Origin of the sequence: Bartonella kosoyi (assembly GCF_003606325.2) — a bacterium.
Classification (GTDB): domain Bacteria; phylum Pseudomonadota; class Alphaproteobacteria; order Rhizobiales; family Rhizobiaceae; genus Bartonella; species Bartonella kosoyi.
This window is the reverse complement of record NZ_CP031843.2, coordinates 1,442,024-1,459,732: the sequence shown is the minus strand read 5'-3', so window position 1 is coordinate 1,459,732 and position 17,709 is coordinate 1,442,024. Positions and strand designations below refer to the sequence as shown.

The window sequence follows — 17,709 nt, the reverse complement described above, 5'->3', positions numbered from 1 at the left end:
CTCTTTTGCTCCTTTAATAGATTTGCGCTCTTGCTGTTGTTGCTCGATACTGTTCCAACTGCGCTCGATACGCCTTTCGCTCTAGGTCGCGCTGCGCTATCTCATTTTTTGCCTGTTGAAGTTCTAGCTGCATGCGGGCTTGTTCTTGTTTCAAGAAAAGTTCAATATTTTTCTGCTGCAACGCTACCTGCTTTTGTTGTGCATCAAGTTGATAAAGTGTGCCCTTTGCTTGTGCTTCTTGCTGGAGAGCAGCAATCTTTGCTTGTTGCTCTGGAGTTAATTGTGCTCCTTGGTTTTGTTGCATCATTTGCTGCTGTTGTTGTTCTTGTTGTGCCTGCTGGGCTTTTGCTGTTAAATTTGCCACCAATGTTGCCGGTAGTGGAGAAAGCTTTAAAAGATCTGGAATCATCTCCGGTGTTAAGAAACCACCAAGCAACGGCAACATTTGCGTAATTGCCGCAAAAGTTCTCTCTTTTTCATTGGGGCTTGTTGGTGAATCATCGACAATAATGTCGTATTCAAGCGTTGTGACAGCTTCACGTGTTAATGGAACATACTGCGCATTTTCTGGTCCAGAAATTCGAACCAAACGCCCATCGGAAAGATAGTTTTGAATCAGATAAAGGATAATCTTTCCCTGTCGACATCGATAAAGCTTAAGATTATCAAATAAGCCCGCAAGCAAATTAAGCGTTGATTGCCGGCGTGTATTTTCTAACACATTCGCTTGATTAACCTCTCTTGTGCCTATAAACTCTGCCGACAATCCTGTGACATGTGTTATTGCTTCACGCGATTCATTAAACAACTGAAAAAAGCCATTAGGGAATTGTGCACTTGGCTTTGGTTGGATTTTTCCTCCTGTAAGCGCCCCGTTTTTAACCCACGTAATCGTATCGGTTCGTGTCCAATTTTCTAATGCTTGGCGCTCATCATCAAAAGCTCCACGTTCTGCCATCAAACCACCTTTGGCTTGACTGTTTAAAATATACATGACTTGGCTAAAATATTTATTCGACCATTTTTGCGGATCTTTTGCGGGGCGAACAATCCCGTAAAACTGGTTTTTAAGCTTATCCAGTGTGCCTGTGATACATTCCCAGCCAAGCTGTCCATCTGGTGCTAAAGGTTTATCAGGCTTTGCTAAAAGACGCCGTCCCAGAAAAGCCCGCTTGACCACCTTTTTATTAAAACGCACCCCTTGTAGTTGTGGTGAAACCCTTTGAAGCTGTTCAAACTCTTGTTTACTATAACTGCGCATCTGTCCTGTTTGAAGATCAGGTGCCTTGAAATAAGCTTCATATTCAAACCAACGGCATTCAACCAGCGTAACATAGCTTTTTTCAAAAGCCGACTGTGATAAAGAATCTGCATTGGCATGATCATTATAAGCATCAAGTGAGACATGATACTCCTCACAAGCGGTTGTATTATCTGTTGTCCAATCAGCATGGAGATCTTCAACTGCCACATTAGGAAAAAGACTTTTAGCATCCTCAATGGGTTTACGATCAACATACCACATACGCTGCGCATCAATGAGATTGGGTCTTACGGCATTGGCATCCCATACCATTTTCAGTGGATCTAAACGCTGGACAGCAGGAATTCCTTCAGGTTCTGTTTCATAATCAAGCCGTGTATCTGTCCAGCCCATGCCGCAAATGACCATATCTTGAAAAGCATCGGAATCGGCATATTCCGCTTCTGCCTCATCACGAAACCATTCTGCTGCTCCAGTGAGTAATTCATTGGATATTGCGGCTCCTGCTTGCCTTGGTTGAAACTGTACTTCACGCTTGTTATTACGCTCAGCCCCAACAATTGCGTTAACAAGGGGGGCAATACGGTTAAAGGTCATAACAGGGCGGCGTTGTGCTTTCAAAACCGCAAGATCTTCTTCAGCCCATTGACGACCATTATAAAAATCAAAATCTTCACGCGCTTGTTCACGCCATTCATTGACGTGTTCAACATCTTCTTTATACCAAGATTTTAAGCGCCTATAGAGTTCATATTCATCAAAATCTGTCGTTTTTTTAGAGTTATAACCTAGAATGCCATCCATGATGCCGCTTCTCTTTCTATAGCGCGATAACGTTCTTGTTGCGGTTTAATGCGTGGTGCTTCATAAACAATGCACATCAATCCAAAGGCATCCGCACCATGACTGGACCAATCATGCTCTGCCCCCAAACCAATACCCCGCTTCTCATCCCACTTCTCGTGATACCAATTGAGTGCCTTACGCCCCGCTACAGTCGTCTCCTCATGAAACCAAACTGAAGGCAAAATACGTCGCACTGCCTCGATACGCATTTTGACAGCACCAGCCCCTTGATTAGGGATGACTTGCGTTTCAAAACCCGCATCATTTAAAGCACTCTCAAAACTCACGTTGTGCACACGGTCTCTTGTTGCCCCATCATGGGGGAGAACCATTAATGCCTTCTCATAGCCATTGTGACGCAACCAACCGATATGCTCGGATAACGGCTGCCCTTGCGCTTCGTAATAATCAAGCACTCTGATCTCTCTACCTACAAATTGTGCTATCCATATCGCTGTTGCATCTGCCTTGGCTCCTGTGCCCCCAATATCCCAAAATGCCCGTATCTGCATTAAAGGATCACGCGCAACACGCCCTATCCGCCCCTCTTGCTCGGCTGCCAACATTTCCTTTTGATAGTAAGCGCCCTGAACCGCTGTAAGATAAGCCCCTTCCCATATATGCTTATAAGTCTCGGGGCGGTTTCTCAAATCATCAAGCCGCGCTTCATTCAAGATCTTAGGAAACTTCGGATTGTCTGACCAATTGATCTTTACACGCTTAATAGCTTCATTGTCTGAAAACCGAAACCGCCTTTCAACCGGTGCATTATCTCGCAACGGGTTCCATGTGACCCATAACTCTGCTCTCCAATCCTCTCCCTCTTCACGTAAAGTCGGTATAAGCGTCTGCCAAGCTGTCTCAGTAACGGGCTCTGCCTCATCAACCCAACAGAGCAAAATACGCCCCATGGATTTGATACTGGCTATATTGCGGTCTAGTCCAGAAAACTGAAACGCTATACGACCATCATTTGATTTAATCGAAGCCTCTCCAACCTTGTAATAGTCCCTTAAAAAGTCATGGGCTTCAATGGCGCGCTTAATCTCCTCTAAAGAACTTTCTGCAAGCGAATTTTGAAACTGACGTGCACAAAGAATAGTCCCTGATATTCCCTGCATGCCAAATTGATAGCCTTTTAAAGCAGCCATTAAGGCAAATGATCTTGTCTTCCCAGAGCCTCGTCCACCCCAAGCCGCTCGTACCAAAGCATCCCCTGTAAAAATAGGGATAAGTTTTGGTACAATCTTAATCTGTCTTGTTGTCATGAACCAAAGGCGCTATTTCCACACGCCCTATCATCTTAATGGCGCCCCCATCTTCCCCCGTCACTTGCAAGGGCAAGATCTTCCCAAGCAACGCTAAATAAGCCGCAGGGCATCTTATTGCCTGCTTTTCCAGATAAGAGATCAAACCATCATCACCATATTTTTTACCAGCACGCTCTGCTGCTTTAAGCACAGCCTCTTTCAAAAGACGTGTTGTTTTATTGGGAACGCCTTTAACCCGCCCTTGCCCCGCCTTTGGTGGCATTTTTTTGGATTGTGGAGCCTGCTTTGTATTTTTCGCTGTCATAAAATACTTTCTCCAAATAACAAAAAACCCCGCAAAACGCAGGGCTCTAAATCATCATGTCAATTTAATAAAAGGAGTTGACGAGGAATTCTCTGCTGTAATTTTAGACGCAATTCGACCAGTACAGCAGCACCATAAAACACCATTATTCACACCATGTCAACAAAAAAATCACGATATTGTATATTTTTTTATTTTATTACCTAAATATAGTGTCTTTAGCACCAAGCAACACCTCACAATTGTACCTTCTAAACGAATCAATTATATGGAAGCGCAAAGTTATTGATTAGCAAAAAGCGGGGGGAATAATGGAAATAATCATAGTCATAGGAGGAATATTAATAATAGCAACTTTGCTGTCTTTTAGGGGCTATTTAAGAATGAATGACTATGAAGAACAATTCGAGTTACTTCAGGAACAGAAAGATCGAGAAATAGAAGTATACAAAGAACAAATTACGAAATCGGATATAAGTCTTTTAAAGAAGGCTCAAGAAATATCGCGAAAATGGATTAAGCAATGGAATACAGAAATTAGGCTGTGGGAAAGGGATATACTAAGAATAAAACATCCAATGATGATAGATGAAGATTGTAAACACCACCATCCCATCATAAAAGATATCTGTACTCAAGAATATAAAGAAATATTGTTTCTCTATGAGAAAGCTCTAGAAACAGAGCTTACTCCTGAGTACAACGAAAAAATCAACGCTTTAATGATGCACACCCACCCTATTTTTAAGAAAACTTATCTAAAAGCAATGCGATTAATGAAAAAAAATGGGATAGTTGTTGAAAAGTTCATAGATCCACTTACAGAAAAAACATGTCATAAGCCTACAATGTTGTTGTTGCATTGGTGGCTATATGTAGTTGATGATATGATCGCGTCTCTGTATGAACAACAACAAGAAGACAAATCTAAAGGAGTATATAAAGAGCTAACATCTATGGAAATCTACTGGCGTAATATATCTAAAAATACAGAATATGAAGAGATAGAAGAGATACTAGAATTCCCATACCATCTGGTCCCTAAGTACGAATCCCTTTTAATTTGTAAAAAGGAACTTCTAGTGTTGTTAAATAACATTTCCGATATTTATAAAGCAGCAAGAAAAAAGTTTATTTATTATAAGAGTCTTCTTGAAGCTGTTACAGAAGGATATATTGCTTTAGATGAGGATTGCTCTGCCGACGAGGTGAAATGGCGACTAAATGAGTATAAAGAAAAAGATAATCTACAAAATTCTGAAGATATTCCAACATTTGAGAGAGCTTATCAACTAGGAGCAATAGAAAGAATTAAATCAATGCTATGATAGGTTAAGCTATTGGAATACACTTATAGGACAAGAGAAGCTAAATATAATCTTCAGTGCTGAAAAAATGAAAACATTGAAAGAGGCTTCCAACGAAGAAAGCAGACAGTTTAATATTCAAATGCGAGAGGCGATTTTTAAAAATAAATATTTTAATTTCGACAGATCTTACGGACACTTGATACAGTATCTGTTATGATATCTAAGCAGTTGTAAATTTTTCTAAAAAACATTTATGCAAATTTTTTCTTAGTTTTTCATATCTAATCGTCCAAGCCAAGCTCTTTCCTCACCTCTTCAGAGCTATAAAAAGTACCCTCTCCCCTTTGAACGCACTCTCTTACTTGTGAAGCTAAATAATAATCCTCCGCTTCCTCTATTCCACGTTCAATAATCTCGCGTAAATAAAAAGACTTTGTACGTCCTGTCTTAGCAGCTAAATTATTCAAACGTGTTTCGAGATCACTTGGCAACCGAATAGATATCGTCATAACGCAGTCCTCATCTTTGTATTCATTGTAATACAAATACAACGAATTGTACAGAAAAACGTTTCACGTCATATCGCTTGCTTTGGCAACATTCTCATAAATGCCGCAAGAAGTTACGTAAGAAATGTTGCTAGTTTAGCAAGGACTTCGTTCATAATCATGGGGGGAACTGCTTCCATTCTCTTCCCCTGACGCGCTGCTATATCGAGAGCACGTGGTTGATCACAACGTATCACACCTGTTGTATGTAATCCCACTCCCATTAATGAAACAGCAAACCCTGCGGTTCTCGCAAAATTTCCTCCGCTTGTAATAGGCAAGACAATAGGTGTTTTTGTTACACGATTAAATGGCTCTGGTGACACAATTAATACAGGACGCGTTCCTTTTTGTTCATAACCCGAAGATGGATCAAGAGATACAAGCCAAATTTCGCCTCGCTTCATCACAACAGCTCTCTACCAACAGGTTTAGCATCAAACCATTCCATATCATCATCCGCAAAATCGTCCGAAGGATTACATTGCGCTAACAATTCTTCAAGAGTGTAATTTGGTAGTGACTGTGGCTTTACAATCAATCGTCCATTATCAATAGCTAAACCCACTTGCGTGTTTTCAGTAAGATGAAGAACATCAAGTAATGCCGGCGGTATAGAGAGCATAACAGACCCACCAACCTTACGTAATTTTGTTGTGTGCATAAAACACTCCCTTTAATATTATATAAAAATATAACATTCTAATGCATATTCTTCAAGAGCTTTTCACGCTTTTATGGAAAAAGAACAATAAACATCTACCATTTATTTTTTTTATCAAAATATTTATGAAGCGCATTCAGAGCAATCTGCAATGAATTTACAAGATGTGGTAATATTTGATCTTCTACAACAAGATATTGTAGAGCTGCATAAAGATTATACTGTTTATAGAGGTATTGTGTTTCTTTGATTACCTCTTGCATGTTACAGAACTGTTCTGTTGCACGTTCAACCCACTTCTCTCTTGCTTTGTCATCAGAAGATGATGGCATTTCATCATAAACAGCGCTTGGCAAACCTTTTGCACACGAATAGTCATTTTTCACTTCAAGATATTTTTGCGCAGCATCATACTGATCTTGAGTAAGAACGCCTTGCAAACAAAGCCGCCCAACATAAGACCCAGCAAGCGGATTTTTAGCCTCTTCTATGGTCAAACAGAAGCGTTTAGCACGCATTTCAATTGCCAATTGATTAACAGGATCTTGACGTACTTTCACTTGTGAAATGTAGGCATCTTTCTTTCTCATACATCCCCCGTATCTGTGGAAATCCACATTCTTATTTTTGCTCTATTTTTTAATCAAAATGGCATGCTGTCATGAGCAGATATGCCATAATCATCAGCACCTGAAGCAATAGCATAACTTTGAGAAGTGACAGATGAAGAGGACGCAGATTGCTCTTTCTTTGCATCAAGCAAATGCAACTCGCCTTTGTATTGTGGTAAAACAATCTCTGTTGTGTAACGGTCATGACCATTTTTATCTTGCCATTTACGGGTTTGTAATTTGCCTTCTACGTAAACCTTTGAACCTTTATGGAGGTATTGAAGAGCAATTTTTGCCAAATGCGGATTAAAAACCACAATGGAATGCCATTCCGTTTTATCTATTTTTTGATTGGTCTTTTTATCGGTATAGCTTTCAGAAGTTGCCATACGAAAATTGACTATTTCTGCTCCAGAAGTCATCGTTTTGCTTTCGGGATCATCCCCTAAATAGCCAATTAACATTACTTTATTTAGCATGTTTTAGTTACCTTAAATTTGTATTTAAATATGTACAAAATCCTAGCATAATTTATCTATTTTTTAAATTATTTCAGTTAATTAATCACAGTTTTTTAAAGTATTGCATTATAATTTTATTTGATAAATTATTCATAAAAAAGATGTGTTATATAGATACCTCAGTCTTGTATTTAAAACTCTTGATATACATACATAAATGTATTAACATAAGATATGAAAATAAGATTTGAATGGGATGAAGCTAAAGCAAAAATTAATCTTAGAAAGCATCGTGTAAGCTTTGAAATAGCAGCACGTGTTTTTGCAGACCCATTCGCCATGGTTAAACAAGACCGTATTGAAAACGGAGAATATCGTTGGCAAACTTTAGGGCTTGTGGACGGTTTTTTATTACTCCTTGTAGCACATACTGTCCATGATGATAAAGATGGCATAGAGGTTATCCGTATTATTTCAGCGCGGCGCGCCAACTTGAAAGAGAGGAAACGTTATGAAGAAGAAATTTCGTTATGAGATTGACGTAGGTAATTTATCGCCTTTGACGGATAAACAAAGGGTTGAAATTGATGAACTAGCGGCAATGCCGGACAGTGCAATTGATCATAGTGATATTCCAACATTAGATGATGCATTCTGGAAAAATGCTGTTCGTAATCCATTCTATAAACCAACGAAAACTATCACAACAGTGCGTGTAGATTCAGACGTATTAGCATGGCTTAAGAGTCAAGGAAAAGGCTACCAGACGCGGATTAACGCCATTTTACGTGATGCTATGCTTCGTTCAATGCGTTGACCTCTCCCTCCTCTAAAAAGCAAGGATTAGAGAGTTATATTAAAAAACTAAGCCGCTTTTACAATTGGTCTTGCTAAAATCTGTTTTGCTTCTTTGATTAATGTTTTGTATTTTGTTTTCTTTTTTTGTATCTACTCAATTGAATATCAAGTGCTTTTTCTAGTTCACGGTCCATTTCATCACAAGACAATGGGTACCCTATCTCACCATCATCTGTAATCTCACAAATCAGTGTATCTTGACCGTGCTTTTCTATCTTCTTATTTGCACTGTCTATTAACGCTTCATAACTCAATACGCTTGTAGGAATAGCGCCCCCGTAAACCCATGCTTTTACTTGCGCTTTGGTGCTAAAATCTGCATTTTCTGGTATGATGTAATACTGACCGCCGTCAAACTTTTCACACTCTCTTGTGCCATCTTCATATTCGTAGAGATTGTAAAAATACTCTGCCGCCCCATCTCCCCAAGGAACATACCCAACAGCCGTTGCAATAAATTTTTTGTGCATTACTTGCATAGGCTGTTTACGTTTTTTAAAGAATCGTCGTTTTAATATTTCCATTTTAATTCCTATTTTTACCAATAGGTTTATTTATCTCAAATTTGACCGTACAGAGCGTTTTATATTACGGATGTGGTTTTCATCATAAAATCTTTAAATCGCTTTGTACGGCGCCTTTTTATCGATTTAAACGCATATCTAATTACAAAACGATCAGCACTTTTCACTATTTTGCTGTTTTTAGGCTGCTTTGGAACTGCTACTGTCATGACACTCTTCACTAGGCTTGCCTATTCTCATGAATGAAATGCGCTTGCCTCCTAAGGCTAGGTTACGCGTATTTTCAACAGCGATAAAAACTTTCTCAGCAGTGCCATAAAGCCCGCTTTCTAAATCGCGACAATACTGCACAAGATCAGCACAAGAGGGGACAAAGGTTGTTGACATGCCTTTGGCTTCTCCCCGTATAAGATTTTTAACAGCTTGCAACAAAGACCAGAGTGAAATGCCGTTAAGAGCTGTGATATAAGCCTTTGCACGTGCCTCTGGATTTGAAACTTTTTTCATTGTCAAACCGCTTTCAAGCATATCAAGAGCCTCAGCAATATCTTCAACAGACGCTTTCAAGGTAAGCAAGTTTTGGACTGTCTGATACACTCCGAAAGCTTGTTCCTCCAGTACTGGTGTCAATTTCATGCCACTGATCAAGGTCCACGGATACTCCTTTGTGACGTATTGCGCCATCTGTTGTGCAATGTTTTGAAGTGGATTCACTAAATCCTGCTTCACGGATAAGGTTACGGATTGTCTCTCCGGTACCACCACAAGTTTTCTGATCTTTTGAAAAGTTTCCATTGTTTTCACCATTGTTGTTCGTGTTTTTTGTTTTTTCTAAATTTTCGATAGCCTTTCGCACCCAGTTACGCCACGTTGCTTGCCAATCGATTTTGGTTGCATTTGCTCCAGCTTTTGAATGCCAGTAATCTCGAAACTTTGCGATTTCCACTTTCACACGCTCTGGAGGCAAGCCCTCTTCGATTGCAAAGTCGTAATCGGGTTCAAAATCCGCAGGCAATCGACAACCCCGATTAGCTTTTGACCGCTTGGCTTTCTTAGGAACGCTTGCTTGCTCGTGAAGGGATGGTTGGTTATCTGCTACCGTTTCGATTTGTTCTGATTGGCTTTTGAGAGCATCAACCTCGATTGACTCTTCAACCAAATCGGTTGTTTCTAAATCTTCAAAATCAGTTTCTTTTTTTGCTAATACGATAGTATTAGTTTTTTTATTATATATGTTATTGTTAATGTTATATGGTATCGTTTCCGTATCGCTTTCGTATTCATTCCGTATAGAATTCGTATCGCCTTCGTATTTAGCTTGTATAGATTTCGTATTATGCTTTACGTCTTTTTCTTTAGATTTTTTCCATCTAGCACTAACAGCTTTTGATGCCGCTTCTGATTTTCCGGCGCTATCACTTAATTCTGCTTCAACATCTAGATTCCATAAACGACCGTCTGCTAAACGAATAATATGACCCGTACTCTGTAAAACATCTAATGCTTTGACAAATGCTTTTACTGAATAGCCAGTATAATTAGCCCAAACCTTAATGTTATTTAAAAGAGGTTCACCTGTGTGAAGCATTTGCAACCGTAATCTCATATATATATTGCCTTCAATAGAAGACAAATAAGTGAGATCAAGAATCCATTTATCAGCAAAAAGCCTTGTCCATGGTATTTTACTGGACATGCATACCCCCTTCTTTCTTTAAATATAAAATTGCCAAAGCATCTGCTTCATTGTCATCACAAGGCGCGTGACCTTTTGCACGCATTGCCTTAATCATTTCTTCTTTTGAAGCATTTCCTTTTCCTGTCGTCGCTTTCTTAATGGTACCAACGGGAATGCCTTCATACGGTATCTGATGATGTTCACACCAAGCTGTTAATGTTGCTAGAAAGCCCCCATAAACATGAGAAGCGTCTGTACCCACATGCCGACGTACCTCTTCAAAATACACTGCATCAATTTCATCAACAGACCTCTTTAGTTCAGAAAGCCATTTCTTAAAGCGCAGATAACGCATACCACCGCCTTCAAAACGGCGTGATTGAAAATCTTCTGTATCACTTGTGATAAAACCATCTGCATCACGAAGCGCCCAGCCAGTCTTGGTACCTAGATCAAGACAAAGAATGGTTTGTGCATTAGTGATCATAATCCCCCCCTTAAATTAATTTGAGCTCTTTATTTTTGCCTGTTTAAGAGTGTGAATGATGCTGTTGATGTTCATTCTTTTCTGTAGAAGCAGTAATATGAGAAGGCATTACTGTTTGTGATTCATTTAGTGCACTAACTTTCTCCACTAGATGAAATGTATCTTTTCTTCGTTTTGTCATTGAACAAATAACTCTATGGGATTTGCTCCCATAATTATGAAGAAACCAATCTAGTGTAACCCAAGATAGTCCTTTTGCTTTAGACAACTGAATAATCATATTCCAGTATTTTGGAGAAATACTATTGCGATCGCGCATTTTACGCGCAGCCTCATAGCTACAACCAACTTCCTTTGCAAATTGGCGTATAGATCCCCAAGACTCCATCAAACTTTTGACACAAAAATCATTAACCATGACAAAATAGTACATTACGTACAATTTTAAATCAAGATAAAATCGTACACAATGAATTAAAAAAATAGTGGATAATGTACAGATGACTTATTTGCCAAAAGATAGACTTAAAATAGCGCGTAAAAATGCTGGATATGCAACACCAAGCGAAGCTGCGCGCGCTATACCAGCTCTTAATCAAAATACCCTAATTAGTCACGAAAATGGAAATCGTGGTATTTCACGCCAAATAGCAGAGCTCTATGGACAAGTATTTAATGTAGATCCGGGATGGATTTTGTATGGTGAATCTCCTCAAGAAAATCCAAGCCTCAATATAAGCATTCCTCTCGTTTCATGGATTAGTGCTGGAGAGTTAAGCGAGCAAGATGGGATAATGGACTTTTCAGATTGTCCTATAACAGAGGCTATTAATCTTCCCGCCGGTGAATGGATTGCTTTGCGTGTAGATGGCGCATCTATGAATAAAATTAGCCCTCCAGATTCTATAATATTTGTAAATATGCGAGACAAAAAACTTGTACCTAATGCCTGCTATGTAATTGCAGATGAATCTGGACAAGCGACATATAAACGATACAGACCTAATGATGATCCGCCTTTTCAGCCTGCTTCATACGACAAAACAATAAAAGCTCCAAAACTTGAAGGTTCTATCTCTATAATAGGTCGTGTACGACGTACTATTCTTGATATGTAAACAGAATACGCTTCTTCGTTCACATTATTAATTAGATACTATCAAAAGATTGAAACGAATTTGATTGATTTTTATCAGTCAACTACAGATTTTTGATTCCCTAAATTAGGCAATGATTCGTCATTTTTTACTTTTTTTTAAAAAAATAGTACATTATGTACTTGACTATATATCGTTCATAATGTACTAATATATCCATAAACCACGCGCAAACAATCGCCAAGAGGCGTTAGGGAGGGGAAATTATGGATAAGCCAATTCTCATTCATTCCGATGAAATTTTATTAGTTGCCTACGATAAAGAGCAATACATTGCAGAGTCTGGACCACTTGATGCAAGCCAAGTTTTAAGCATTGTTGATGAGGTAGATGATGCAATCCAAATCTTTCGCATCAATCCTTCTGAGAAGAGTTGTGAAGATATCTCTGAAGATATTGCAGAAGCATATGTAGAAGCAAATATTGAAGATCTCTATGAGGATAGTGAGGTTCATTACTTTGTAGGTGAAAGTAATGCTTACCACGATCTTTTATCTGAGTTAGCAGACGAAAAATATAATGATGAGATCTACGGGACTTATGAAGAACAAAACAAGTTGCGTCTTTGTGATGTCATTCCTAACTATTCATCATACTACATAAAGGGTTTTTAAAAGCCCCCTCTTTTCTCAAAAAATTACAACACAAACCAATGCCGTTCTTGAGAAAGAGCGGCAAAGGGAGAGTCAACTTAAAGGAAATAAACCATGGAAAAGAAGTACGAATTGACTGATGAAATGGATGAAGTTGGAGGACACACGCTTTACCGCATACGTGCCTTAAAAGATTTTGGAAATGTCAAAAAAGGTGACCTTGGCGGTTTTATTGAAAAGGAAGGCAATCTTAGTCATGGGGGCGATTGTTGGGTTGGAGATTATGCTAGGGTTTATGATAATGCTCGTGTTTATCAAAATGCACATATTTCCGGTTATGCCTATGTTTATGGTGATGCGCGGGTTTATGGAGATGCACTCGTTTCTGATGAAGCATACGTTTACAATTATGCGGAAATTTACGGTGATGCATACGTTTACGGCGACACTAAAGTTTTTGATCATGCACATGTTTATGGCAATTCTCATGTTTATTGTGAAGCACGTGTTTACGATAAGGCAAGCGTTTATGGAAATGCAAAAGTTGGCGGTAATACACACATTTACGGAAATGTAAAAATTTATGGTAATGCGGATTTACGTTATGAAGATTGGATTGGCGGCAATAGCAGAATATCCACTGGAGCAAACTAATGGAAAAGAAGTACGAACTTACAGATGAGAAAGCTGAGTTTAAAGGGGTAACTCTTCACCGTATCCGAGCTTTAAGAGACTTTGGAGTTATTAAAAAAGGTAATTTAGGCGGCTTTATAGAACATGAAAACAACCTATCGCATCATGGTAATTGCTGGGTAGGTGGTAATGCATTCGTCTTATCTTGTGCTTGCGTTTACGATAATGCTCAAGTTTATGATGATGCTGAAGTTTATGGTAGTGCACGAATTAAACATAATGCACATGTTTACGGTTTTGCCGAAATTTATGGAATGGCAACGGTTTCCGGTAATGCACGTATTTATGGTGACGCAAAAATTTATCGTGATGCGGATATTGATGGCGATGATATCATGTCCACTGGAGAAAAAGCATGGTGAAAAAATACGAACTAACTGATGAGACAACTTGGATATACGGAAATAAGTTAACTTATCGCATTCGTGCATTGAGAGATTTTGGAGATGTAAAGGCTGGTGATTTAGGTGGTTTTGTAGAGCACGAAAGAAACCTCTCGCATAATGGAAATTGTTGGGTTCGTGGTTTGTCCGCTGTTTATGATGATGCTGTAGTTTGTGATAATGCGATAGTTGATGTTGCCTCGCAAGTTAGTAAAAATGCCAAGGTTTTTGGTAATGCGCAGGTTACCAATGGTGCTAAAGTTTCCGATAATGCACGTATCTACGACAACGCATGTGTTTCCGGTACAGTGATTTATGAAAATGCGCAGATTTACGGAAATGCAATTGTTTATCCCAATGCAAGAGTTTATGGCGACGCAAAAATTTACGGAGATTCAGAGATCTGCGGAGAAAGTCGTATCACAACAAACGAAAGAAAATAAATCATGTATAAATATGAAATTAAACCTACTTGGTGTGTACAGACAGTTGTGAGAAGTGCTCAAAACCTCGGAGAACTTTGTATTACTATCTCTGGATATGAAGATGACCCCTATGTAGATACCATAATTCCTAAAGACGTCATGAAGGACCTTTTAGGTGAAGATAATTTTAAGAAAATGGTGTCAAATCACACACCTAGATGTACCTATGCATCATACGTAAGCAAAGTATTTAGATGTATTGGATTTGAAATAGGACGATTTTCTAATGATAAAGAAAAAATCTTTATTGCACTTACGTCTAATGATAGACGTAGATTTATATCAATATTAGAAACTGATGACATCATACCGCCTCTGAAATTCAATTTTTAACAACCAAACCAAACAACTTTTAAGCACAAGCGTGATTCACGCCACGGGTGAATTGCGCGCAATGGAGGAAAGCAAAATGAATGAACAAAACACGAACTTAACAGAAGTAAACAAAACAAACAATTGTGAAGTCAAATCTACAGCTATGGAACTTATTTTAACAAGAGCCTTAGAAAACGACGTCGATATGGACCGTCTCGAGCGTCTTATCGCATTGCGAGAAAAAGAAATAGAACGACAAAACTATCAATACTTTGTTTCTGATCTTTCTGCTATGCAAATGGAATATCAAAAAATACATAAAAACGCTAAGAATGCCCATACAAATAGCCAATATGCGACCCTTGACCAACATATTGATGCTGTAAAGGAAACTCTGTCAAAATACCACTTCGCTTTGTTTTCTCGTATCAAAGAACAAAGTCATGACACTATCGTCATAGAAATGACGTTGACACATCCTTCAGGAAACAAAATATCAACAGAAGGGAAATTTCCTTATGATGTTAAAGGATGCAAATCAACTATCCAATCGGTAGGCTCCACCATCACCTACGCACGTAGATATCTCTTAGGAATGCTTCTTAATGTAGCAAGCAAAGAAGACGATACAGATGGAAACATGCCTATCAAATCTGCTGTTCCACAACAGATCAATGAAATCAGAAGCCTCATATCACAAACCCAAACAGAAGAGGAAAAAATACTTGCTTATGCAAACGTTGAAAAGCTTGACGATATGTCTAATGGACAAGCACAAACGGTGTTACATCTTTTGAAAAGTAAACAAAACAAGCAAAAGGTAGAAACGGAACACTCTTTACCATCACAAGAACAACAAACGGCGGTGTGAAATGGAACAAAGAACAGCAGAGTGGTTTCAAGCCCGTTTAGGCAAAGTTACCGCTTCAAACGTTTACAACGTTATTAGTAAAACAGCAAAGGGAACCCCTACAAGCAAATATGAAGACTATAAAATTAAACTCATTACAGAGCGTTTAACAGAAGAAGTAAGCCAATTTTATACAACGCCTGCTATGCAATGGGGCATTGAACATGAAGAAGATGCCCTAAAAGAATATGCATTCATTTATGATACTGAAGTCTCTCAATGCGGTTTTATCCAACATCCCACAATCAAAATGGCTGGTGCTAGTCCTGATGGGTTTGTTGGTGATGACGGTTTAGTTGAAGTCAAATGCCCACAATCCCCAAACCATTTACGCTTCTTTATAGATGACAATATAAAGCCTGAATATCGTGCGCAAATGCAATTTCAAATGGCTTGTACGGGGCGTAAATGGTGTGATTTTATCAGTTATGACCCACGTTTTACGAGGCAATCAACATACTTGCGTATGAAAATCAAACGCATCCACCGTGATGAAGAACAAATTGAACAGATTAATCAAGCGGTCGAAGCCTTTTTAGCAGAAATAGAACAAGAGATGCAAAAGATTTTGGCAAAAGCTGCTTAAACCTATGGGGGTGCTCTCTCCTCCCAGCACCCCCACCCTCTTACTATAACTTTCAACAAATATATGATTCACAACACGGGTGAATTGTAGCTAAAATCAAGGGGAACAGATATGGCACACCGCCCACCTACTATCACGCAACCAGCCATTGCGCGGGCTTTAAGAGAAGCTAAAAAGCAAGGAGCAGAGGTTGTAGAAATCAAGCCTACTGGTGAATTATTAATTCATATCAATAAAATCGCAACACCCAAAACGGCAGATAATACTTATAGCATTGACGATTTTCCACCGCTTGAAAATGAACAAGAAGACTACGATACCAGCAAAACTTGTCGTTCTGTCGACGGTATAAAGTTTTAGCCATGCCAAAACGTCGTCCACCATATCTTGTTTGTGAACGCACACGCCATGGTAAAATCATATGGTATGTACGTATTGGTCATGGACCACGATTTCGGATTGAAGGAACCTATGGAACGCAAGAGTTTGTCGATAATTATACGCTTGCTCTTAAGCAAGCGCAAAATGGCACCTCCAAGAAAAGAAAACAAACCAGACTTGTAGAGGGCTCTTTCGATTGGTTGTTGCATCAATATTTACAAAGCATGCAATGGCATAATCAATCAGAATCTACTAAAAAAGTTAAGTATAGAATTCTGAACAATGTTTCTAAACATATCGGTGAACGCGCATATAAAAGCATAGGAAAACATCATATTCTTGATGCCGTAGAAAGAAGACGTGAGACTCCCGCAGCAGCAAAACATTTTTTGACTTCTTTAAACGGTCTCTTTAATTGGGCAGTTGATAATGCCCTTTTAAACAGAAATCCTGCTTTTAATGTAAAAGCACCAAAATCTCTTAACAGCGAAGGATTAGCGCCATGGTTAGAAGAGGATATCGATAAATATTATAAACAATGGGCTATTGGTACCCATGAACGCGTATGGGTTGATGTGCTTCTTTATACGGGCTTGCGCCGTGGAGATGCCGTTCGTATCGGTTGGAAAGATGTAAAAGATAATATCATTCATCTCAAAACAGAAAAGAGCCAATTTAAAACAGATGTTTTTCTCCCTATTTTACCAGAACTCGCAGAAACTCTTAAAGTTGGTCCCGTAGGTGATGAAACATTCATTTGCGGAAAAGGTGGAAATAAGCTCGTAAAAGAAAGTTTTGGTAATCTGTTTCGTGAAGCATGTAATGCAGCAGGGATTAAAAAATCGGCACACGGCTTGCGAAAATTAGCAGCAACACGCGCCGCCAATGCTGGTGCTACAGTTTCGCAAATGAAAGCGCTTTTTGGCTGGTCAGAAGATAAAATGGCATCCCTTTATACTAAAACAGCCGATAGAAAACGCCTTGCAATAGAAGCCATAAAAAAACTTCAAAAAGGTTAGAGCAATGTGCGGCAGCTAAAAAACAAACCAAAGCCTCGTCAAAATTATGAACGAAATCAAAGCTGCGTTTGAGGTACATCAGAAACCAGAGGAGAAATAGGTGGTTGTGTCTGTTGCATTGTTTGCCATAAATTATAGTTTGTTTGCATATCCAACCAAAATTTTGCTTTACTAAAACCAGCTAATTCTAATTTAATTGCAAGTTCGGTACTCATAGAAGCATGACCGTTAATCACTCTTGATAGAGAAGCTCTTGTCATATGGAGATGATCCGCTAACTTTTGTATCGTTATCCCCATTTCTTCTAAGAAAGCTACTTTTAGAACTTCGCCCGGATGTGCGGGGTTATGCATCATTTGTT

The 17,709-nt window shown here is 38.9% G+C and carries 27 protein-coding genes; 13 read left to right on the top strand and 14 right to left on the bottom strand.

Annotated features, from left to right (window positions below; genetic code table 11):
* Positions 1-13: 13 nt before the first annotated feature.
* The 3 genes from D1093_RS06350 to D1093_RS06340 are packed head-to-tail and all read right to left on the bottom strand — an operon-like array spanning position 14 to position 3,685.
* The gene (locus tag D1093_RS06350) at positions 14-2,068 is read right to left on the bottom strand and encodes a portal protein (protein WP_120101432.1); all 2,055 of its coding nucleotides are present in this window, start codon (positions 2,066-2,068) and stop codon (positions 14-16) included.
* Positions 2,053-3,378, bottom strand: coding sequence for a PBSX family phage terminase large subunit (locus tag D1093_RS06345; RefSeq protein WP_120101430.1), 1,326 nt, complete (start codon positions 3,376-3,378; stop codon positions 2,053-2,055). Before D1093_RS06345 ends, D1093_RS06350 begins: the two co-directional genes overlap by 16 nt.
* Entirely contained in the window at positions 3,359-3,685 is a 327-nt protein-coding gene (locus D1093_RS06340; RefSeq protein ID WP_120101428.1) for a hypothetical protein, read from the bottom strand. Before D1093_RS06340 ends, D1093_RS06345 begins: the two co-directional genes overlap by 20 nt.
* Positions 3,686-3,996: 311 nt before the next feature.
* On the opposite strand from D1093_RS06340, the gene D1093_RS06330 reads away from it, so the two are divergent.
* Positions 3,997-5,013 carry a hypothetical protein gene (locus D1093_RS06330; protein WP_100129667.1) on the top strand — a complete coding sequence of 339 codons (1,017 nt, stop codon included), beginning with the start codon at positions 3,997-3,999 and terminating at the stop codon, positions 5,011-5,013.
* Positions 5,014-5,276: 263 nt separating this feature from the next.
* On the opposite strand, the gene relB is transcribed toward D1093_RS06330, so the two are convergent.
* The 5 genes from relB to ssb all read right to left on the bottom strand — a co-directional run bounded on the left by relB (position 5,277) and on the right by ssb (position 7,297).
* Positions 5,277-5,504 (bottom strand): type II toxin-antitoxin system RelB family antitoxin, encoded by a 228-nt coding sequence (gene relB, locus D1093_RS06325; protein ID WP_120101427.1) that lies wholly within the window; start codon positions 5,502-5,504, stop codon positions 5,277-5,279.
* Positions 5,505-5,617: 113 nt separating this feature from the next.
* Positions 5,618-5,950 (bottom strand): type II toxin-antitoxin system PemK/MazF family toxin, encoded by a 333-nt coding sequence (locus D1093_RS06320; protein ID WP_120101425.1) that lies wholly within the window; start codon positions 5,948-5,950, stop codon positions 5,618-5,620.
* Positions 5,950-6,207 (bottom strand): AbrB/MazE/SpoVT family DNA-binding domain-containing protein, encoded by a 258-nt coding sequence (locus D1093_RS06315; protein ID WP_120101424.1) that lies wholly within the window; start codon positions 6,205-6,207, stop codon positions 5,950-5,952. Before D1093_RS06315 ends, D1093_RS06320 begins: the two co-directional genes overlap by 1 nt.
* A gap of 95 nt (positions 6,208-6,302) precedes the next feature.
* Positions 6,303-6,797: a hypothetical protein gene (locus D1093_RS06310; protein ID WP_120101422.1), complete on the bottom strand. Its 495-nt coding sequence runs from the start codon at positions 6,795-6,797 to the stop codon at positions 6,303-6,305.
* Between the two features lie 53 nt (positions 6,798-6,850).
* Entirely contained in the window at positions 6,851-7,297 is a 447-nt protein-coding gene (gene ssb / locus D1093_RS06305) for a single-stranded DNA-binding protein (protein WP_120101420.1), read from the bottom strand.
* A gap of 216 nt (positions 7,298-7,513) precedes the next feature.
* Here ssb and D1093_RS06300 point away from each other — a divergent pair, with 216 nt between their 5' ends.
* A complete protein-coding gene (locus tag D1093_RS06300; protein ID WP_120101418.1) occupies positions 7,514-7,813 on the top strand; it encodes a BrnT family toxin in 300 nt (99 codons plus the stop codon).
* Entirely contained in the window at positions 7,791-8,096 is a 306-nt protein-coding gene (locus tag D1093_RS06295) for a BrnA antitoxin family protein (RefSeq protein WP_120101416.1), read from the top strand. The genes D1093_RS06300 and D1093_RS06295 overlap by 23 nt, the downstream gene beginning before the upstream one ends.
* 97 nt (positions 8,097-8,193) lie before the next feature.
* On the opposite strand, the gene D1093_RS06290 is transcribed toward D1093_RS06295, so the two are convergent.
* From D1093_RS06290 to D1093_RS06270, 5 genes are all read right to left on the bottom strand, one after another.
* Positions 8,194-8,661, bottom strand: a complete 468-nt coding sequence (locus D1093_RS06290) for a hypothetical protein (RefSeq protein WP_120101414.1) — start codon at positions 8,659-8,661, stop codon at positions 8,194-8,196.
* A 180-nt stretch (positions 8,662-8,841) separates the two neighbouring features.
* Positions 8,842-9,258: a hypothetical protein gene (locus D1093_RS06285; protein WP_244613970.1), complete on the bottom strand. Its 417-nt coding sequence runs from the start codon at positions 9,256-9,258 to the stop codon at positions 8,842-8,844.
* Complete coding sequence (locus D1093_RS06280; protein ID WP_120101410.1) at positions 9,212-10,357, bottom strand: DUF1376 domain-containing protein; 1,146 nt, start codon at positions 10,355-10,357, stop codon at positions 9,212-9,214. Before D1093_RS06280 ends, D1093_RS06285 begins: the two co-directional genes overlap by 47 nt.
* Positions 10,347-10,826: a crossover junction endodeoxyribonuclease RuvC gene (locus D1093_RS06275; RefSeq protein WP_120101408.1), complete on the bottom strand. Its 480-nt coding sequence runs from the start codon at positions 10,824-10,826 to the stop codon at positions 10,347-10,349. The genes D1093_RS06280 and D1093_RS06275 overlap by 11 nt, the downstream gene beginning before the upstream one ends.
* 43 nt (positions 10,827-10,869) lie before the next feature.
* On the bottom strand, positions 10,870-11,244 hold the full coding sequence (locus D1093_RS06270; RefSeq protein WP_120101406.1) for a hypothetical protein: 375 nt from the start codon (positions 11,242-11,244) through the stop codon (positions 10,870-10,872).
* A gap of 82 nt (positions 11,245-11,326) precedes the next feature.
* On the opposite strand from D1093_RS06270, the gene D1093_RS06265 reads away from it, so the two are divergent.
* The 10 genes from D1093_RS06265 to D1093_RS06220 all read left to right on the top strand — a co-directional run bounded on the left by D1093_RS06265 (position 11,327) and on the right by D1093_RS06220 (position 17,348).
* The gene (locus D1093_RS06265) at positions 11,327-11,944 is read left to right on the top strand and encodes a S24 family peptidase (protein ID WP_120101404.1); all 618 of its coding nucleotides are present in this window, start codon (positions 11,327-11,329) and stop codon (positions 11,942-11,944) included.
* A 245-nt stretch (positions 11,945-12,189) separates the two neighbouring features.
* Positions 12,190-12,597: a hypothetical protein gene (locus tag D1093_RS06260; protein WP_120101402.1), complete on the top strand. Its 408-nt coding sequence runs from the start codon at positions 12,190-12,192 to the stop codon at positions 12,595-12,597.
* Between the two features lie 93 nt (positions 12,598-12,690).
* Positions 12,691-13,230, top strand: a complete 540-nt coding sequence (locus D1093_RS06255) for a hypothetical protein (protein ID WP_120101400.1) — start codon at positions 12,691-12,693, stop codon at positions 13,228-13,230.
* Positions 13,230-13,631, top strand: coding sequence for a hypothetical protein (locus D1093_RS06250; RefSeq protein ID WP_120101399.1), 402 nt, complete (start codon positions 13,230-13,232; stop codon positions 13,629-13,631). Before D1093_RS06255 ends, D1093_RS06250 begins: the two co-directional genes overlap by 1 nt.
* Positions 13,625-14,095, top strand: a complete 471-nt coding sequence (locus D1093_RS06245; protein ID WP_120101397.1) for a hypothetical protein — start codon at positions 13,625-13,627, stop codon at positions 14,093-14,095. The genes D1093_RS06250 and D1093_RS06245 overlap by 7 nt, the downstream gene beginning before the upstream one ends.
* 3 nt (positions 14,096-14,098) lie before the next feature.
* Positions 14,099-14,470 (top strand): hypothetical protein, encoded by a 372-nt coding sequence (locus D1093_RS06240; protein ID WP_120101395.1) that lies wholly within the window; start codon positions 14,099-14,101, stop codon positions 14,468-14,470.
* Between the two features lie 76 nt (positions 14,471-14,546).
* Positions 14,547-15,323 (top strand): ERF family protein, encoded by a 777-nt coding sequence (locus tag D1093_RS06235; RefSeq protein WP_120101393.1) that lies wholly within the window; start codon positions 14,547-14,549, stop codon positions 15,321-15,323.
* Between the two features lies 1 nt (position 15,324).
* The gene (locus D1093_RS06230; protein WP_120101391.1) at positions 15,325-15,948 is read left to right on the top strand and encodes a lambda exonuclease family protein; all 624 of its coding nucleotides are present in this window, start codon (positions 15,325-15,327) and stop codon (positions 15,946-15,948) included.
* A 111-nt stretch (positions 15,949-16,059) separates the two neighbouring features.
* A complete protein-coding gene (locus tag D1093_RS06225; protein WP_100129737.1) occupies positions 16,060-16,308 on the top strand; it encodes a hypothetical protein in 249 nt (82 codons plus the stop codon).
* Between the two features lie 2 nt (positions 16,309-16,310).
* On the top strand, positions 16,311-17,348 hold the full coding sequence (locus tag D1093_RS06220; protein WP_120101389.1) for a tyrosine-type recombinase/integrase: 1,038 nt from the start codon (positions 16,311-16,313) through the stop codon (positions 17,346-17,348).
* A gap of 56 nt (positions 17,349-17,404) precedes the next feature.
* On the opposite strand, the gene D1093_RS06215 is transcribed toward D1093_RS06220, so the two are convergent.
* A complete protein-coding gene (locus tag D1093_RS06215) occupies positions 17,405-17,704 on the bottom strand; it encodes a HigA family addiction module antitoxin (protein WP_120101387.1) in 300 nt (99 codons plus the stop codon).
* Positions 17,705-17,709: the final 5 nt, after the last annotated feature.

Coding starts and splice junctions, on each gene's coding strand:
- D1093_RS06350 (WP_120101432.1), bottom strand. CDS start 2,068: ATGGATGGCATTCTAGGTTATAACTCTAAAAAAACGACAGATTTTGAT.
- D1093_RS06345 (WP_120101430.1), bottom strand. CDS start 3,378: ATGACAACAAGACAGATTAAGATTGTACCAAAACTTATCCCTATTTTT.
- D1093_RS06340 (WP_120101428.1), bottom strand. CDS start 3,685: ATGACAGCGAAAAATACAAAGCAGGCTCCACAATCCAAAAAAATGCCA.
- D1093_RS06330 (WP_100129667.1), top strand. CDS start 3,997: ATGGAAATAATCATAGTCATAGGAGGAATATTAATAATAGCAACTTTG.
- relB (WP_120101427.1), bottom strand. CDS start 5,504: ATGACGATATCTATTCGGTTGCCAAGTGATCTCGAAACACGTTTGAAT.
- D1093_RS06320 (WP_120101425.1), bottom strand. CDS start 5,950: ATGAAGCGAGGCGAAATTTGGCTTGTATCTCTTGATCCATCTTCGGGT.
- D1093_RS06315 (WP_120101424.1), bottom strand. CDS start 6,207: ATGCACACAACAAAATTACGTAAGGTTGGTGGGTCTGTTATGCTCTCT.
- D1093_RS06310 (WP_120101422.1), bottom strand. CDS start 6,797: ATGAGAAAGAAAGATGCCTACATTTCACAAGTGAAAGTACGTCAAGAT.
- ssb (WP_120101420.1), bottom strand. CDS start 7,297: ATGCTAAATAAAGTAATGTTAATTGGCTATTTAGGGGATGATCCCGAA.
- D1093_RS06300 (WP_120101418.1), top strand. CDS start 7,514: ATGAAAATAAGATTTGAATGGGATGAAGCTAAAGCAAAAATTAATCTT.
- D1093_RS06295 (WP_120101416.1), top strand. CDS start 7,791: ATGAAGAAGAAATTTCGTTATGAGATTGACGTAGGTAATTTATCGCCT.
- D1093_RS06290 (WP_120101414.1), bottom strand. CDS start 8,661: ATGGAAATATTAAAACGACGATTCTTTAAAAAACGTAAACAGCCTATG.
- D1093_RS06280 (WP_120101410.1), bottom strand. CDS start 10,357: ATGTCCAGTAAAATACCATGGACAAGGCTTTTTGCTGATAAATGGATT.
- D1093_RS06275 (WP_120101408.1), bottom strand. CDS start 10,826: ATGATCACTAATGCACAAACCATTCTTTGTCTTGATCTAGGTACCAAG.
- D1093_RS06270 (WP_120101406.1), bottom strand. CDS start 11,244: ATGGTTAATGATTTTTGTGTCAAAAGTTTGATGGAGTCTTGGGGATCT.
- D1093_RS06265 (WP_120101404.1), top strand. CDS start 11,327: ATGACTTATTTGCCAAAAGATAGACTTAAAATAGCGCGTAAAAATGCT.
- D1093_RS06260 (WP_120101402.1), top strand. CDS start 12,190: ATGGATAAGCCAATTCTCATTCATTCCGATGAAATTTTATTAGTTGCC.
- D1093_RS06255 (WP_120101400.1), top strand. CDS start 12,691: ATGGAAAAGAAGTACGAATTGACTGATGAAATGGATGAAGTTGGAGGA.
- D1093_RS06250 (WP_120101399.1), top strand. CDS start 13,230: ATGGAAAAGAAGTACGAACTTACAGATGAGAAAGCTGAGTTTAAAGGG.
- D1093_RS06245 (WP_120101397.1), top strand. CDS start 13,625: ATGGTGAAAAAATACGAACTAACTGATGAGACAACTTGGATATACGGA.
- D1093_RS06240 (WP_120101395.1), top strand. CDS start 14,099: ATGTATAAATATGAAATTAAACCTACTTGGTGTGTACAGACAGTTGTG.
- D1093_RS06235 (WP_120101393.1), top strand. CDS start 14,547: ATGAATGAACAAAACACGAACTTAACAGAAGTAAACAAAACAAACAAT.
- D1093_RS06230 (WP_120101391.1), top strand. CDS start 15,325: ATGGAACAAAGAACAGCAGAGTGGTTTCAAGCCCGTTTAGGCAAAGTT.
- D1093_RS06225 (WP_100129737.1), top strand. CDS start 16,060: ATGGCACACCGCCCACCTACTATCACGCAACCAGCCATTGCGCGGGCT.
- D1093_RS06220 (WP_120101389.1), top strand. CDS start 16,311: ATGCCAAAACGTCGTCCACCATATCTTGTTTGTGAACGCACACGCCAT.
- D1093_RS06215 (WP_120101387.1), bottom strand. CDS start 17,704: ATGATGCATAACCCCGCACATCCGGGCGAAGTTCTAAAAGTAGCTTTC.